Source organism: Planctomycetia bacterium (genome assembly GCA_021413845.1).
Lineage (GTDB): Bacteria > Planctomycetota > Planctomycetia > Pirellulales > PNKZ01 > PNKZ01.
On the sequence record JAIOPP010000069.1, the window covers coordinates 17,199 to 33,921 of the forward strand.

13 protein-coding genes are annotated in these 16,723 nt (G+C 61.2%); 7 read left to right on the forward strand and 6 right to left on the reverse strand.

Annotated features, from left to right (window positions below):
* Positions 1-51: 51 nt before the first annotated feature.
* Positions 52-534 carry a hypothetical protein gene (locus tag K8U03_12215; GenBank protein MCE9605649.1) on the reverse strand — a complete coding sequence of 161 codons (483 nt, stop codon included), beginning with the start codon at positions 532-534 and terminating at the stop codon, positions 52-54.
* Positions 535-921: 387 nt separating this feature from the next.
* Here K8U03_12215 and K8U03_12220 point away from each other — a divergent pair, with 387 nt between their 5' ends.
* Entirely contained in the window at positions 922-1,479 is a 558-nt protein-coding gene (locus K8U03_12220; protein MCE9605650.1) for a rhodanese-like domain-containing protein, read from the forward strand.
* Between the two features lie 73 nt (positions 1,480-1,552).
* On the opposite strand, the gene K8U03_12225 is transcribed toward K8U03_12220, so the two are convergent.
* A complete protein-coding gene (locus K8U03_12225) occupies positions 1,553-3,130 on the reverse strand; it encodes a cysteine desulfurase (protein MCE9605651.1) in 1,578 nt (525 codons plus the stop codon).
* 1,063 nt (positions 3,131-4,193) lie between these two features.
* Positions 4,194-5,651: a cyclic nucleotide-binding domain-containing protein gene (locus K8U03_12230; GenBank protein ID MCE9605652.1), complete on the reverse strand. Its 1,458-nt coding sequence runs from the start codon at positions 5,649-5,651 to the stop codon at positions 4,194-4,196.
* A gap of 288 nt (positions 5,652-5,939) precedes the next feature.
* Between K8U03_12230 and K8U03_12235 the strand changes: the two genes are divergently transcribed.
* Positions 5,940-6,503, forward strand: coding sequence for a DNA-3-methyladenine glycosylase (locus tag K8U03_12235; protein MCE9605653.1), 564 nt, complete (start codon positions 5,940-5,942; stop codon positions 6,501-6,503).
* Between the two features lie 22 nt (positions 6,504-6,525).
* On the opposite strand, the gene K8U03_12240 is transcribed toward K8U03_12235, so the two are convergent.
* A complete protein-coding gene (locus K8U03_12240) occupies positions 6,526-6,828 on the reverse strand; it encodes a carboxymuconolactone decarboxylase family protein (protein ID MCE9605654.1) in 303 nt (100 codons plus the stop codon).
* Between the two features lie 78 nt (positions 6,829-6,906).
* Positions 6,907-8,250 (reverse strand): SGNH/GDSL hydrolase family protein, encoded by a 1,344-nt coding sequence (locus K8U03_12245; GenBank protein ID MCE9605655.1) that lies wholly within the window; start codon positions 8,248-8,250, stop codon positions 6,907-6,909.
* A gap of 188 nt (positions 8,251-8,438) precedes the next feature.
* On the opposite strand from K8U03_12245, the gene K8U03_12250 reads away from it, so the two are divergent.
* The 3 genes from K8U03_12250 (at position 8,439) to K8U03_12260 (ending at position 10,502) form a co-directional block, all read left to right on the forward strand.
* The gene (locus tag K8U03_12250) at positions 8,439-8,984 is read left to right on the forward strand and encodes a hypothetical protein (protein MCE9605656.1); all 546 of its coding nucleotides are present in this window, start codon (positions 8,439-8,441) and stop codon (positions 8,982-8,984) included.
* A 71-nt stretch (positions 8,985-9,055) separates the two neighbouring features.
* Positions 9,056-10,075 carry a hypothetical protein gene (locus K8U03_12255; GenBank protein MCE9605657.1) on the forward strand — a complete coding sequence of 340 codons (1,020 nt, stop codon included), beginning with the start codon at positions 9,056-9,058 and terminating at the stop codon, positions 10,073-10,075.
* 31 nt (positions 10,076-10,106) lie between these two features.
* Positions 10,107-10,502 (forward strand): hypothetical protein, encoded by a 396-nt coding sequence (locus K8U03_12260; GenBank protein MCE9605658.1) that lies wholly within the window; start codon positions 10,107-10,109, stop codon positions 10,500-10,502.
* Between the two features lie 4 nt (positions 10,503-10,506).
* On the opposite strand, the gene K8U03_12265 is transcribed toward K8U03_12260, so the two are convergent.
* Entirely contained in the window at positions 10,507-11,640 is a 1,134-nt protein-coding gene (locus tag K8U03_12265) for an alkene reductase (GenBank protein ID MCE9605659.1), read from the reverse strand.
* Between the two features lie 286 nt (positions 11,641-11,926).
* Here K8U03_12265 and K8U03_12270 point away from each other — a divergent pair, with 286 nt between their 5' ends.
* Both K8U03_12270 and K8U03_12275 read left to right on the forward strand, forming a co-directional pair.
* A complete protein-coding gene (locus K8U03_12270; protein ID MCE9605660.1) occupies positions 11,927-15,088 on the forward strand; it encodes an efflux RND transporter permease subunit in 3,162 nt (1,053 codons plus the stop codon).
* A 126-nt stretch (positions 15,089-15,214) separates the two neighbouring features.
* Positions 15,215-16,687, forward strand: coding sequence for an efflux RND transporter periplasmic adaptor subunit (locus tag K8U03_12275; protein ID MCE9605661.1), 1,473 nt, complete (start codon positions 15,215-15,217; stop codon positions 16,685-16,687).
* Positions 16,688-16,723: the final 36 nt, after the last annotated feature.

Sequence of the window (16,723 nt, forward strand, 5' to 3'; positions counted from 1 at the left end):
TCGGAGATCTAAGCCTGAGGGAAACCGCCGCCCAAGAACGATACGCAGGTCTTACAGACCCATGCCGACGAAGCCGCCGCATTGTTCCCATTGCGTCTCCGCGAAGGCGAGCCGCTCCTTCGTGCGGTTCAGATCGCCGGCGGCGATGTAGCGCTCGAACTCCAGCATGACGGCGCGAGCGACGTTCTCTTGGAACCACGCCACGACCGGTTGCGTGAGGCCGACGCACGTTTCGAGCTTCAGGTCGATCTGCAGATCCGACGAGACCGATTTCTCGTCCCATTCGTCCGTCGAAATCATCCCTTCGAAGACGAAGTACAAGAGCCCTTTGCCGGGATGATTGGACAGCTGGAACCGGCAAACGCCGTCGTGCAGATAATAGGTATTGAGCGAACCGTGCTTCGCTAAGGAAGCTTTGATCCGTTCGCACTTAGCGCGAAAGCGGGGCGAAGCATCGAGCGGAATATCCATCCGCCCGATCGACCGAAACGGCAGGCACTCGAAGCGAATATCGACTTGGCGTTCGGCGATCATACGACGCTCTCGACTAAGGTTTATGTAGGGCGAACCCAAAGTTCACGCGATTCGCGTACCACAGGCGACGATTTCGCGCGAAGGGGGAGCCGGGATGCAAAAACGCCGATCCCCGGCGGCCCGGCGTCGATGGCATTGGGCGAGGCCTCAAATAGCCGTGCCATGCGACGGCTCAGCTAGCACAAGCAACGGATTTTCCTGCGTATCCGATCGACCGTTCCATGCCCTTCGGCAGGCGGCTTCTTCTTGCGGCGATCGTCGGCATCGCTCGGCGAGGAAACGCGATGCGCGTAACTCCATGCGCCGCACGGCACTCGAATTGCTCCCTATGCCCCTTGCCGATAAAATACGCGTAGACCGAAGCCAGCTCGAACTAAGGATAGCCCTATGAGTGCCGCGACCATTTCCCCTGCCCAACTTGCCGAGTTGCACAAGAGCGGCAAGAAAGTCGAACTGATCGACGTGCGAACTCCGGTCGAATTTCGCGAGGTGCATGTCGACTTCGCCCGTAATGTTCCGCTGGATCAACTCGATCCCGGCGCGGTTATCAAGGCTCGCAACGGCTCGGCAAGCGAGCCGTTGTATGTCGTTTGCAAGTCGGGCGGGCGAGGGCAACAGGCCTGCGACAAGTTCGCGAAAGCCGGCTTCACGAACGTCGTGAACGTCGAGGGGGGAACCACCGCCTGCGTCGCCGCCGGGCTCCCGGTCGTGCGCGGGAAGAAGGCGATCTCGCTGGAGCGCCAAGTGCGCATCGCGGCCGGATCGCTGGTGTTGCTCGGCATAGCGTTGGGCTACTACGTCGACCCGCGACTCATCGGCATTTCTGCGTTCGTAGGGGCGGGCCTAGTGTTCGCCGGCGTGACCGACACCTGCGGCATGGGAATGATGCTGGCGCGAATGCCGTGGAATCAAGTGAAGGACGGAGCGGCGTGCGCGACGCGGTAGCGCTTCCGAGGCGAGCTTGCTTTTCGCTCCCACGATGCGCGTGGCGGACGGCACGTGGAACGTGCCTGCTACTTTAGGAGCGCGTCAGCCGTTTGAGTGCTTCGTACATGCGGTCGATTTCTTCCTTCGTGTTGTAAAACGCGAAGCTCGGGCGCACCGTGGTTTCCAACCCGAAGCGGCGCAGCGACGGTTGCGAGCAGTGATGCCCGGCTCGCACGGCGATCCCTTCTTGGTCGAGATACTTGCCGACCTCTTCCGTCCGATGATCTTTCAACACGAACGACAGCACGCTGACTTTGTTTCGTGCCGTACCGACGATCCGCAATCCGTTGATGTGCGAAAGCCGTTCGGTGCCGTGCTCTAAGAGTTCGTGCTCGTAGCGTCCGATGTTGGGCAGGCCGAGGCGCGTGACGTAGTCGAGTGCCGCGCCGAGCCCGACGGCATCGGCGATATTCGGCGTGCCGGCCTCGAATTTCGTCGGCGGATCGTTATAGGTCGACTCTTCGAACGTCACGTTCTTGATCATCGCGCCGCCTCCTTGCCACGGCGGCATGATCTCCATCACTTCTTGCTTCGCGAACACGGCGCCGATGCCGGTCGGCCCGAAGATCTTATGGCCGGAGAAGACGAAGAAGTCGCAGCCGAGCTGCTGCACGTTGGTCGGAATGTGCGCGACCGATTGTGCGCCGTCGATCAGCACCCGGGCATTGTAGCGCTTCGCCAGCTGCGTCATTTCGGCGACGGGCAGAATCGTGCCGAGGCTGTTCGAGGCATAGGTGAGCGACACGAATTTCGTGCGCGGACCGAGCAGCGCTTGATAATCTTCGAGCATGATCTCGCCCCGGTCGTTCACCGGAACGACCCGGATCACGGCACCGGTTTGCTTGGCGACCATCTGCCAAGGGACGATGTTGGCGTGGTGCTCGAGCGTCGACAGCACGATCTCGTCGCCGGGCTGGAAATACTTCGCGCCGTACGTCTTCGCGACGAGGTTGATCCCTTCCGTGGTGCCGCGGACGAAGATGATTTCCTTCGACGAAGCAGCTCCGAGAAAGCCTTGCACTTTCTGGCGCGCAAGTTCGTAAGCGTCGGTCGAGCGCGCCGCGAGGGTGTGCGCGGCGCGATGGATATTCGAATTGTCGTGAGCGTAGAAGCGCGAGATCGAGTCGATCACGGCTTGCGGCTTCTGCGTGGTCGCGGCGTTGTCGAACCACGCGAGCGACTTGCCGTGGATTCGTTGATGCAAGATCGGGAAGTCGGCCCGAATCGCCGCGACGTCGAACGGTCGCGAGCCGCCGTTGGGAACGGAGTTCTGCGAGAAGATGCGGCGCAGAATGTCTTGGTTAGGATCGACGACCGACTCGCCCCCCGGACCGGGTTCTTGCGGGATGTGCGGATTGCGAATTCGCTTCACGAACGCGGCCAGTCCGTCGTAGTTGTTACTCGACGTCGGCGCTTGGTGCGAAGGGCTCGGCGATGTCGATTCCGCAGGAATACCGGTACGGATCGGTTGTTGCGTGCCCGAAGGCTCGCGACCGGAGCCGGCGTGCGGATGGTGTAGGTGCGTGAACGAAGGGTTCGCCGTCGTTGGGTACTGCGTCGTCGGATGTGGTGCCGAAGGGAGCGAGTTCGCTTGCGGCGGCGTATACATCGTCGGCCCGGAGTGCGACGACGGCGAAACTTCCGACGGGGAGTGCTGCGGCGCGCTCGGATTCACAAGCGGCACGATCGTGTGCGGCGGACCCGACGACGGCTGCACGGGAGCGGACTCGGAAGGAACGCCTCCCCGAATCGCTTCTTGAGTGCCGGGATACTCGCGGCTCGAACCGACGTGCGGATGATGCAAATGCGTGAACGAAGGGTTCGTCGTCGACGGATACGGCGACGAGGGGAGCGAGTTCGTCTGCGGCGGCGTATAAACCGTCGGGCTCGAATGCGACGACGGCGACAGTTCGGTCGGCGAATGCTGCGGTGAGGCCGGCTTTGCGGCGACCGATTCAACTCCGGACGCCGACGGCTGCGGCACTTGCGGATTGCGAATCCGACTCACGAACGCCGCCAGGCCGTCGTAGTTGTTCGGGGAGGCCGGCGCCGATTGAGTAGCAGCGACGGGCTTGGAAGGAACGCTCCCTCGAATCGGTTCTTGAGACCCGGAATACTCGTGGCTGGAGCCGGCTTGAGGATGATGCAGATGCGTATACGACGGGTTCGTCGTCGTCGGATACTGCGACGAGGGGAGCGAGTTCGTCTGCGGCGTTGTGTAAGCCGTCGGGGCGGAGTGCGACGATCCCGAGTGCGACTGAGGCGATGCTTCCGACGGCGAATGCTGCGGTGAATTCGGATTCACCAGTGGCCCCATCGAGTGCGACGGCCCCGATGAAGGCAGGCTGGGTTGCGTGTGGACATTCGGCAAGTGCGCTTGAGGATTCGATTGCAATGCGTTCGTCGGCACCGCACTTGCCTGGGCCGAACTTGCCTGCCAAGGACTTGTCGGGATCGGCGGCGCTCCGCTCGGCGCATGCGCTTGCGGAAAGTTGCCGGCATCCGCTTCCGTTTTCGGCGGAATGTGGGAGCCCGGCACTTCGTTGTAAAGCCGCGAAGCGATCTCGGCGATCAGGCTCGGCGTAATTTCGTGCATCGTACGTCTCTCTCGCTTCCGCTGCGACTTCGCAAGCAACTTCCGTTACCGGCCCGACCTTCGCTGCGGCTGCGGGCTAAATGCCCGAGCCGTCTTGAAAGCCGGAGCGCACGCCGTGTTCGTAGTCGTGGTAGTAGCCGACTTCGACGTTCTCCAGCACGGCCAACGCATCGTCGGTGAGCACGGCGCACGAGAAGTAGAGGGTGAGCAAGTAGCTGGCGACGCCGAGGCTATCGAGCCCCATGAGCCGTGCGGAGAGGCTCGGCATGATCTCGCCGGGAATGCCCGCTTGATGCAAACCGACGACCCCTTGATCGGCCTCGCCGGTGCGAAGCAGCAAGATGCTCGTCGTCCCGAACCATTGGTTGCCGGAGTACCGGCTCTTCATTTCCAGCTTGTCGCACGGCACGATCGGCACGCCGCGCCATAAGATCACCGGGGTGCCGAACAAGTTCATCGTCACCGGCGGCACGCCGCGCCAGGTGCATTCGCGCTCGAAGGCCGCGATAGCTTTCGGATGGGCCAAGAAGAAGGCCGGCTTCTTCCAAACCAAGGCCAGCAATTCATCGAGATCGTCCGGCGTCGGGGCGCCGTAACGGGTGCTGATGCGCATCGACGGGTCGACCGAGTTGATGAGCCCGAACTTCTTCGAGTTGATCAGGTCCCACTCTTGGCGCTCTTTGATCCCTTCGATCGTGAGCCGCATCTGTTCTTGCAGTTGATCATACGGGCCGTTGTAAAGATCGGAGACACGCGTATGCACACGCACCACGGTCTGCACGGCCGAAAGCGAATACTCGCGCGGGTGCGACGAATAATCGACGAACGTTTCCGGGATTTCGACGTTTTCCGCGAAGCCCGAGACGAGGTCGATATTGCGCTCGCCGTAGCGATTGACGGTCGAGGCGAGTTCTTGATGTTCGGCGATGGCGCGACGGAAGTCCTCGATCAGGTTCGGATTCTCGGCGAGCGTCGTGTCGAGGTCTTTGCGCGACAAGGTGAGCAGCACGCAAGGAGTGATCGTGCGAATCGTGACTTCCGACGGCTTATCGGAAACCAGATCGGACTCGCCGAAGAATTCTCCTTCGCTCAAGAGCGCGAGCCGGAGATCGGAGCCGTGAACCCCTTTGCTCAAGACTTCGACTTGCCCGAGCGCGATGACGAAGAACTTGTTGCCGTCTTCCCCTTCGCCGATGAGTTTATTGCCGAGCGAGACTTCTTCGGTCTTGAAGCGGCTCGTCATCCGGCCGATGATCGAGTCGGAAAGCTTCGAGAACAACGGCACGCTCCGGAGCGATTCCGGCGCGAACGAGCCGATGCCGTCGGAGACGTCGACGCCGATCCGGTCGGCTTTCGAGAGCTCGACCTTCGTCCGGTTCACGCGATAGGTGCCGCCGTCGACTTGCACCCAAGGAAGCATGCTCAACACCCAGCGGGGTGTGATCGACATCATCTTCGGGGTCGTCTTGGTCGTGTTCGCCAGATTGCGAGCCACGGATGTCGTCACGCTACGTTGCAACAAGTTGTCGGACATAATGCATCCTTAAAGACTGTCGAAGCTTGGATCGCCCAACATCGGCGCGCACCGCCGATGGAAATCGAACATTGTGGGGGCCGCTAGCTCCCGGTGGACCGGTAAGCAAAGCTCACGAATCGAAAATGCCTCGTCTGCCGTGACTGGCTCGACCTGAATGAAGGCTAGGCCCCCCGCAAGGGCGACGCAGCTTAACTAGATGGTGTAGGCTACCCGCTTGCTTATGAAAGTCAAGTTATGCCGCCGCGATCGACATCCGATCCAGCGAAAACTAACATCAGACTCATAATGACCCGCGCATCCCACCTCGACTTCTCCGCCCCAAGTCCTATCGTCGCAAGACGTTTGATCGGCTGGAAGCTGCTTGTCGACGGCGCCGGGGGCCCGATCGTCGAGACCGAGGCCTACGATCACGAAGACCCGGCCTCGCATAGCTTCGGCGGACCGACGAAGCGCAACGCCTCGCTGTTCGGCCCGCCCGGCCGCATTTACGTCTATCGCTCCTACGGCATCCACTGGTGCCTGAACTTCGTTTGCTGCGAAGCAGGGCACGGTGCCGGAGTGCTGATCCGAGCCTTAGAGCCGACGACACGGCTCGACCTGATGCGCAGCCGGCGCGGTGTCGACGACGAACGCCGACTTTGCTCCGGTCCCGGCAACGTTTGCCAAGCGCTAGGGATTACACACGCCCACGATGGTCTGTCGCTCGACTCCGCGCCGTTTCAATTGCTGCCGCCGCAGAAGCGAGCCCCGGTCGTCGTAGGTCCTCGCATCGGCATCACGAAGGCGATCGAACTGCCGTGGCGCTTCGGACTGCGCGATTCGAAGTTCGTGAGCCGACCGTTTCGATGAGCACACGGAAACGAACGGACGCCTAGCTCAAGCAATGCGTGCCGTGCGTGATCGCGCCGCCGGCGCGAAGTGCGGCAGCCACGAATACGGCCTCGGCGATTTCGGCTTCGGTGCAACCGGCGGCCTTGGCCTGCTTGTTGTGAATCTCGATGCAATACGCGCATTGCGTCGTCATGGCGACGGCGATCGCGATCAGTTCCTTCGTCTTCGCCGGAATCGCGCCGTCGGCCATCGCCGCATTATTGAACGCCAGAAACGACTTCCATGTTTCCGGAGTGAGCTGATCGTACTTGCCGAGTTTCTTCAGATTGTTCGAGTCGTACATTGCATATCGCCTGGGATTAAACACTCATCGCTGGAGAAACATCTACGAACTCATCGAGCCGATCTGCGCCGGCAGCTTCTACTGCGCGGGCACCACCTCGAACTTCAACTTCGCCGGCCGAGCGGCGGCGCGAATCTTCTCGTCGGCTTCGAGCGTCTGCTTCGCTAGGTCCGCGATCGTGGCTTGGTGTTCGGCACTGCCGGTATCTTGGGCCGCTTTGGAAAGCGTTCGCCACCTTCCTACCAAGCCCGCCTTAGAGCCGATTGCTTGATAGATGGCCCGAGTTTGCGCGAGGAGTGCGTTCGGCTTTTCGCCTGCGGAAGCGACGTTATGAATCGGAGCCGTCAAGTTGACCCCTTGTTCCAAAGCTTCCTGCGTAAACGATCCGCCGAGCGGCACGCCGTTGATCTTGATCGTATAGCTGCCGGCCTTCAATCCTTTCACCTGCAACAGATATCGGCTCATCGCTTCGATCGTCGGATTGAGCGCAAGCACATCGACTGTGCCGTCGGGAATCGGAAACGGCAGACTTTCATCGAGCCGCTCGAAGTTAAGCTTGCCGTCTTCCAGCTTAAGGTTGTCGACCTGACAACCTTTCGCCTCGACGAGCTTGCCCCCGGCGTCGACGACCACGCTGCTGACGAAGCCTTCGGCCCCGAGAGCTTGCAGCAATTCGGCGGCCATCATCAGTTGTCCGTTAGGGCCTGGGTGAACCGGATCTCCCTGCATCGAAATCGGTTGTCGCGATCTTTTCGCTTGGGCGTCTATGAAACTTCGGAGATGTTCCACGCCGTCGGTCTTCCCTTCCGCGACGATCGCCGCCAGGAACGGCTTCGTGTTCGCCAGCACCTCATCCGGCTTGTTCTTCGCCCACAGACCGACCAAGGGATGGAACTGATCGGCATACGGAACCTTCTGCTCCGCCGCGAGCTCTTTCAAAGCGAGTGCGTATTCATCTAATCGCTTGTTCTGGGTCTTCGTCGTCGGCGGAGCCGTGCCGTCGTTCACAGGGCTGGCCGACAACAGGACCGGCCGCGCTTGAATCGAACGAATTCGCTCGAGCATCGTTTTCATGTTGGTGATGAACTTATCGGTCGGAGTCCCCCCTTGATCGTTCATTCCCAGCTCGACCGAAACGACCGTCGGCTTCCAGCCCGCGATGTCGTAGTCGAAGCGAGCAAGCGTCGTGGGGATCGTGTGCCCGCCGACGCCCGAATTGCGAAAACCGAACTCCAAGTTCGGATAGCGAGCAAAGCAAAACGCTTCGAAATAGTTCGAGTGCTGATGCTGGGCCGTAATGCTGTCGCCCGCCATGACCCAAAGATCGCCGTCTTTCAACGGAAACTCGGCACTCGCCGGAGCCGCACCAAACAAAAACGATAAACCGATCAAAACCGAAGCAAGGCAATTACGGCGCGGCATGGCTGAAACTCCGAGAACACGATCACCACGGCTCGGATTCTCGTCTCCCTCGCTGCCGATTGCAAGTTCGCAGCCGACGACCAAAAGACTCCGATCTCGCGTTGCCGCCGCGGAATAAAAGATTTTGTTTCGTCAAGAAAGTCGTGTAGAACAACGGCGAGCCACACTTCTTCCTACACGAGGGCGCTATGAAAATCGGAAATGCGATCATCGGTTTAGCGGTCGTTTGCATGTTTCAGGCTTCGCTCTTAATGGCCGACATTGCCCCTTCGCCGACCGATATCCCGGACGGCAAGAGCACGGCTTCCTTAGAAGTGAAAATCGACAAGACGAAGGACGTCTCCTTCCTCCGCATCTCGCGCTCCGCTCTCCGCGACGCAGGGCTCGACATTCCCGAGACGGGCACGAAAAAGACCGGTGCTTGGACGCCGAGCACGCAACGCAGCATCGTCGCCGCGCTCGCCATGTCGTTGGGCATCGCCGGTGTTTTTTTGGTGCGCAAGAAGCGCGGCGCGGCGATCGCGGTCGCTCTCGTTGCCGGCGCCGTCGTGGGAACGTTGGGCGTGCAGGCTTGGGCCGCTCCGCAACACGATCCGAACACCGTCAGCCCGACGCACAATCACAACGGCACCGTCGTGATCGAGTTTACGGACGGCGACGAGGGGGGCGTAAGCTTAACGATCGGCACGAAACCTTTGCCGAAGTATCGACGAGTCCTGCCGCCGAACCAGTAACTCGCCTCCGCAAGGCGTGTCGTAATCGCAGCCCGCTGGTTTAAGCTTCGCTTCCTTTGAGCGTACCGCCGATGAGCACATCGCCGATCAGCGCTATTCCAAGCTCCGCCACGACCGACTTCGTCGGTCGTTCGGCGGCGCTGGCGATGTTGCTCGTCGCCATGGGCTTCGCGCTTCTGGCGGGCTACGCTCCGCTCGGCGTTTCGATCGTCACCGTGTTCCTCTTCGCCGGCCCGCACAACTGGTTCGAGGCGCGCTATTTCCTCACGCGCATGCCGCCGCGCTGGGGTGCGCTACGAGGCTACTTCATCACCGGCATCGCCGGCGTCGTGGCGCTAACCTTGGGCTTCGCTTCGCTGCCGTGGCTCGCGCGGATGAACCATTGGGACCGCGAGGCGTGGAACGTTGCGATCGCCGTTTGGAACACGGCGCTCGTGCTGTGGATCGTCGCCCTGGCGACCATGCGTGCCCGCACGAATCCGCGCCGCGATTGGAGCGGGCTGCTGCCGCTGGCCGGCGGCCTGATCGCGTTGGCATGGCTCTGGCCGTTCGCTTGGGATCTCGGTTTGGTCTATCTGCATCCGCTCGTCGCGCTTTGGTTTCTCGATCGCGAGCTCGGTCGGCAACGCTCCGAGTGGCAACGCGCGTACCGTCGCATGCTGACGATCGTGCCGATCTGCCTCGGGCTCTTATGGTGGCGCCTCGCCGACACGGCCGATCTGCCCGGCATCGATGCCCTCTCGGCACGGATCACGCATCACGCCGGCGCGGGAATTCTATCGGGCGTGTCGAGCCGATTGCTGGTGGCGATGCATGTCTTTCTCGAGTCGCTGCATTACGCCGTCTGGTTGTTGGCGATTCCGCTGGTGACGGCACTGGCGGCTCCGTGGCGCATCGACCGGATTCCGCTGGCACACCGAGGCCGATTCTTTCGCAACCTCGTCGCGGGGATCCTCCTCGCCGGCGCTGCGATCGTCGTCGTGTTTTGGGCGGGCTTCCTGACCGATTACCCACTTACGCGCGATATCTATTTCACCGTCGCCATGCTGCATGTGTTGGCTGAGGTTCCCTTTTTGCTACGGCTGCTTTGAGCGCCAGTTCGACTTTCCGGGAGACGGTCGATTGCCGGACGCATCGCGATTGTGGCTGTTTCTCCCGCTCGGCTATTTGCTCACCGTGGCGATCGAGTTGCCGGTGCTACGGCTGCTGCTTTCGCGTCGGCATACGACTCAGCTGTGCGTCGTCGCCGGATTTTGGCTCACCGCCGTCACGTATCCGATCGTGGTCGTCGCGCTGCCGCTGGCGCTGGGGCCGTACGTCTCGCGAGGCATCTACCTCGCCATCGCAGAGACGTTTGTGCCGCTGGCGGAGTGTGTGCTATTTTACTTCGCCTATGTAAAGCCCCTGCCTCGCAACGCCGCCGCGACCCGGCGCGACTGCGCTGCGATCGTCTTGGCGAACTTAGCATCGTTCGGCTGCGGCGAACTGTTCTGGTATCTGCGGAGCACGGCTCACTAGCTCGTTAGGCACTCTCACGATTCGCCGGAGCGACTTCTTCGTAGAACGGGTAATCGGTGTAGCCCCGTCGTCCTCCGTCGTAGAACGTCGTGCGATCGTAGGCATTGAGCGGCAGACCGTGCTGAATCCGCTTCGGCAAGTCGGGATTGGCGATGAAGTGCCGCCCGAAGACGACGAGATCGGCATCCCCTTGTTCGACGATCGCCTCAGCCCCTTCCGGTTCGAAACCGCCGGCAGCGAGGATCGTGCCGTGGAAGATTTTCCGCAGCTGCGCCGCAGCGACCGGCGCGAGCCCTTCCTCGGTGACTTCCGAACCGACGATGCGCGGCTCGACGAGATGAAGATATGCGAGGCCGAACCGATTCAACTGCGCGGTGACATAGCCGAACGTCGCAAGCGGGTCGCTATCCGACATGCCGGCCCAACGGCCGCTCGGCGCGAGCCGCACGCCGACCCGATCGCCTCCCCAGACCGACGCCAATGCCGCAGTGACTTCAAGCAGGAAGCGAGCCCGATTTTCGACGGACCCGCCGTAGGCATCGGTTCGCTTGTTGGTGCCGTCTTGCAGGAATTGATCGACGAGATAACCGTTGGCTCCATGCAGCTCGACGCCGTCGAAGCCGGCCGCTTTCGCACGCTCGGCACCACGACGATAGTCTTCGATGATGCCGGCGATTTCTTCGAGCTCGAGGGCCCGCGGCGGCGAAACCGGAACCCAACCTGCGGAAGTTTTGGCGACACCTTCGTAAGGAACCGCCGAAGGAGCCATCGGCGGAACACCGCCCGTCATGTCGACATGCGACTGCCGCCCGACATGCCATAGCTGTAGAAAGATGCGACCTCCCCGGGCATGCACTGCGCTCGTCACTTTCTTCCAGCCGGCGATTTGCTCGTCGGCGTAGATACCCGGCGCACCGTAATAGCCTCGACCGGTGATCGAGATGGGGGTCGCTTCGGCGATGAGCAACCCGCCGGCCGATGCCCGCTGTCCGTAGTATTCGGCCATGAGATCGTTCGGGAGATCGCCCGGCTGATCGGATCGCAAACGGGTAAGAGGCGCCATCACCACCCGATGGGCTAGCTTGTAAGGGCCTACTTGGACCGGCATGAATAGGCTGGATTCCGTTTGCGTCGACATGACGAACCTCCCTGCGAAAACGATGTGTGCGGTTGTTTGTGTGCCGGTAATAACACCGGCCTCGAAAGGGAATACCGGGCTCGCACGACGATCTAACACGCTTCGCGAAATTTTTTCGCGTGAAGAATGTTGAAGCGACGTAAACGCCCCGATTCAGTGAATTCGAGTGAATTCGGCGGAGTTTTTCTTTTTTGTTCCCCGGTTTTCGTAAGGTTTCGCTAACCGGCCGGTATTTCTCGTTGGGAACCGTCTCTTCTCAACGCAGTGCGATATCGGAGCTCCGGCCATGTGGATCGTCAAACTTGCCTTACGGCGTCCTTATACCTTCGTCGTCATGGCGATGTTGATCGTCGTGCTCGGGGCGACGTCGATCAACCAGATGCGAACCGATATCTTTCCGGAAATCGACATTCCGGTCGTGAACGTCATTTGGACGTTCAAGGGAATGGAGACGAACGAGCTCGAACGCCGGATCACGACCTACAGCGAATACGCGTTCACCTCGAACGTGACCGACATCAAGCGGATCGAGTCGCAAACGCTCAACGGCGTCGCGGTGATCAAGATCTTCTTTCACCCGAGCGTCGATATCGCCACGGCCCTCTCGCAAGTCACTTCGGCGAGTCAAGCGATTCGCGCTTTGATGCCGCCGGGCGTGCAGCCGCCGATCATCATTCGCTTCAATGCTTCGAGCGTGCCGATTCTGCAGATCAGCTTGAGCAGCGAAACGATGTCGGAGGAAGAGGTCTACGACTACGGGCTCTACGTGCTCCGCACGCAGCTTTCGACCGTGCAAGGGCTCACGATGCCGACCCCCTACGGCGGCCGCGAGCGGCAGGTGATGGTCGACATCGACCCGCAAATGCTCCAAGCCAAAGGGATCTCGCCGAAAGAGGTCGCCGACGCGATCAGCGCCTACAACTTGGCCTCGCCGACCGGCGTCGCGCGGATCGATACGCATGAATATCCCGTCACTCTCAACAACACCCCGCTGACGCCGGCGAGCTTCAACGACATTCCGATCAAAGTCGTCGGCGGGGCGACGATCTATATGCGCGACGTCGCACAAGTGCGCGACGGGAGCCAAGCGCAGAGCACGATCGTGCGCCGCAACGGCGTTCGCGGCGCGCTCGTTACGCTGCTCAAGAACGGCAACGCTTCCACGCTCGAGATCGTGAACCGAGTGAAAGAGATGCTGCCGGAGATTCGTGCGGCCGCGCCGGCGAACCTTAAGATCGATCTGCTGTTCGATCAATCGTTGTTCGTCACCGCGGCGATTCACGGCGTGATCGTCGAAAGCATCATCGCCGGTTTGCTCACCGCCGCGATGATTCTCCTGTTTCTCGGCAGCTGGCGAAGCACGCTCATCGTCGCGGTTTCGATTCCGCTGGCGATCCTATCTTCGATCACGATGCTGTACCTGCTCGGGCATTCGCTCAACGTGATGACCCTCGGCGGCTTGGCGCTCGCGGTCGGCATCTTGGTCGACGATGCGACGGTCGAGATCGAAAACATCCATCGCAACGTCGGCCTCGGCAAACCGCTGCGCCAAGCGATTCTCGACGGGGCCATGCAGATCGCCGGGCCGACGTTCGTTTCCACGCTGACGATCAGCATCGTCTTCGTCTCCGTGTTGTTTCTCGACGGCGCGCCGAAGTACTTATTCACGCCGCTGGCGTTGGCCGTGGCCTTCGCGATGCTCGCGTCGTATCTGCTTTCGCGGACGATCGTGCCGACGATGGTCGACTACTTGCTTCCCGCCGAGCTCGCGCATCATCACGATGCTGCCGCACAGCAAGGTCGCTTCGCACGCTTGCATGCCGCGTTCGAGCGGAGCTTCGAGCGGTTTCGCGAACGGTACGTGGCGCTGCTCGAATGGAACTTGAATCATCGCCGAACCGTATTCCTCGTGTTCGGCGCGATGGTCGCGACCGGCTTGCTCGTCCTCCCTTGGGTCGGGCGGGATTTCTTCCCGACCGTCGATACGGGCCAATTCCGCCTGCATGTTCGGGCACCAGCCGGAACGCGCGTCGAGCAGACGGAGCGCCACTTCGGCGACGTCGAAAAGGTCATTCGCGAGCTCATTCCCAAAGACGAAGTGGAGCTCGTGCTCGACAACATCGGCTTGCCGAATCGAACCTATGCGATGGCGTTCGGCGACAGCGCGACGACGGGCATGGCCGACGGTGAGATTCTGGTCGCGCTCGCGCATCACCGCACCCGTTCGACGCCCGAGTATATCGCGAAGCTGCGCGAAGAACTGCCGAAGCGCTTCCCGCAATTGACGTTCTTCTTTCAGCCGGCCGATATCGTGAGCCAGATCCTCAACTTCGGCTTGCCGGCTCCGATCGACATTCAGATCGCCGGGCTGAACAAGAAGGAAAACTATGCGATGGCGACCGAGATCGCCGAGCGAATTAAGACGATCCGCGGCGTCGAAGACGTGCATCTGCATCAAGTGATGAACGTGCCGAAGCTTCACATCGACGTCGACCAAACTCGGGCCGGCGAGCTCGGACTAACGCAACAAGACGTCGCCAACAGCGTGCTCGTTTCTCTTTCCGGCAGCGGTCAGGTGCAGCCCAATTATTGGGTCGACCCGAATATGGGAATCTCGTATCTCGTCGAAACGCGCACGCCGATCCACCGGCTCGATAGCGTCGACGCCCTCGGCGGCCTGCCGCTGACGTCGCGCAAGAATCCCGGTTTGCAACTCCTCTCCAACGTGGCGAACATCTCACGCGGCGTTACGGCGGAAGTCGCGAACCACACGAACGTCCAACCGACCTACGATGTCTATGCCAACGTGCAGGGGCGCGACCTCGGCAGCGTCGCGGGCGAGATCCATCGCGTGCTCGAGGAGTATCGCGCCAAGCTTGCTCCGGGAAACACGATCGCGCTGCGCGGCCAAGTCGAAAGCATGGAGTCGGCGTTTATCCGACTCGGCTTAGGGATCGTGTTCGCGGCGCTCTTGGTTTATCTCTTGATGGTGGTCAATTTCCAGAGCTGGCTCGATCCGTTCATCATCATCACGGCTCTGCCGGGTGCGTTGGTGGGAATCGTCTGGTCGCTCTATCTCTGGCACACGACGTTCAGCGTGCCGGCGATGATGGGGGCGATCATGTCGATCGGCGTCGCCACGGCCAACAGTATCTTGCTCGTCACGTTTGCCAACGAAGTACGCGGCGAAGGGAAATCGGCCTTCGACGCCGCTCTGGAAGCGGGGAAGACTCGTATGCGTCCGGTGTTGATGACAGCTGCGGCGATGATTATCGGCATGCTGCCGATGTCGCTCGGCCTCGGCGAAGGGGGAGAGCAAAACGCCCCACTCGGACGGGCGGTGATCGGCGGACTGTTGCTCGCCACGTTCACCACACTGCTGTTCGTACCGGTCGTTTACAGCATCTTACGCCGCAAAGAACGGGCCCCTGAAATGGTGATCGAGTAGGACGGTTCGAGTAGGGGAGTTATCCAGTGAATCGTCCGCTGTTTCGATTTTGATGTAAGACTCGTCGCCGCGGCCGGTATTCCCAGTAGAGTCCGATGAATTTGCAGCCGTAAGGAGATTTCAGCCATGTCTGCCGCGACCCTCACCTCGCACCACGACGCGTTCCGTGAAGCTTCCGATCTGAAGCAGACCGTGCGAGACGCACTGGCCTTCGCCGATCAAATGAACGATCGATCGGAGCAGGTCGATCGGCTCACACCGCCGGGCTCGAACAAACCGGCAGGATCCTTCGGCTGGAAGACCTTGGCCGGCGTCTTGGTCGTCGCGGTCGTCGTCTTGCTGCAACCTTGGAAGCTGCTGCATTCCGAAACCATCGCGGCAACGGGTACGGAAGCCGCCGCGGTCAAGACCGTGAAGATCGATCGACCTTCTCCCGCGGCGACTTCCGAAGTCGTGTTGCCCGCCACGCTCCGTCCTTGGCAAACCACGACGCTCCATGCTCGCGTGAGCGGCTACCTCACCGCTTGGCATAAGGATCTCGGCGCGAAGGTGAAGGCCGGCGAAGTCCTTGCCGAAATCGAAACGCCGGAGCTCGACCAAGAGCTCGCCGAAGGAGAAGCGACGGCGATGGAATCGCTCTCGGCGGTCGTGCAAGCGAAGGCCGAGCGACAGGAAGCCGAAGCCGAGCTGAACGTCGCCGAAGCGCAACTGAATCGGGCCCGTGCCGATGCCGAGCTCGCGATCAGCCAGCTTGGTCGCCGCGAACGGCTGCTCGTCTCCAGCGCAATCTCGCAAGAAGAATACGATACGTTCCAAAAACAAGTCGAGGCCCGCAACGCCGATGTCGCCGCGGCGCAAGCCGACGTCGCACGTCGTCGCACCGGTCTGTCGACGAAAGCCGCGATCATCGAAGCTCGCGAAGCCGCGGCCAAGAGCCGGCAAGCGAACGTCGAACGATTGAAGGAGACGCTGCGATTCAAGAAGATCGTCGCCCCGTTCGACGGCATCGTCACGGGCCGCTCGGCCGAAGTCGGCATGCTGGTGACGGCCGGCAAGGAAGCGTTGTTCGTCGTCGAAGACATGACCCGCATTCGCGTGCAGGTGAACGTGCCGCAAGCGTATGCCGTGCAAACCGGCCGAGGCACCTCGGCCCTGGTCCGTATTCCTGAAGCTGCGCTTTCGACGACCGGCACCGTGACTCGAACTTCCGAATCGGTCGATGCCGCGAACCGCACGATGCTCGCCGAGATCGAGCTCGACAACACGACGCTTCGCTTCCAGCCCGGCAGCTACGTGCAAGTCACCTTCACCGCAAAGCAAAGCGGCACCGCCTGGACGATTCCCGCGAACACCTTGCAGATGCGGGTCGAAGGTCCGCATGTGGCCGTCGTGAACGCGAAGAACGAAGTTGAGATCAAGCGGGTCGAGCTCGGCCGCGACCTCGGTCGGCGGATCGTCATTAATGCCGGCGTGCGAGGGGATGAACGCTTGATCGTCAATCCCGACGAAGAGCTGCGTAACGGGCTCGTCGTACAGGTAGCGCCATCGGCACCGGTCGGCGACGAAATCGCGCAACGGACGAATCAATCCGGTGAGTAAGCCTCGAAAACCATCACGTCGGCTGGCATGTCGACA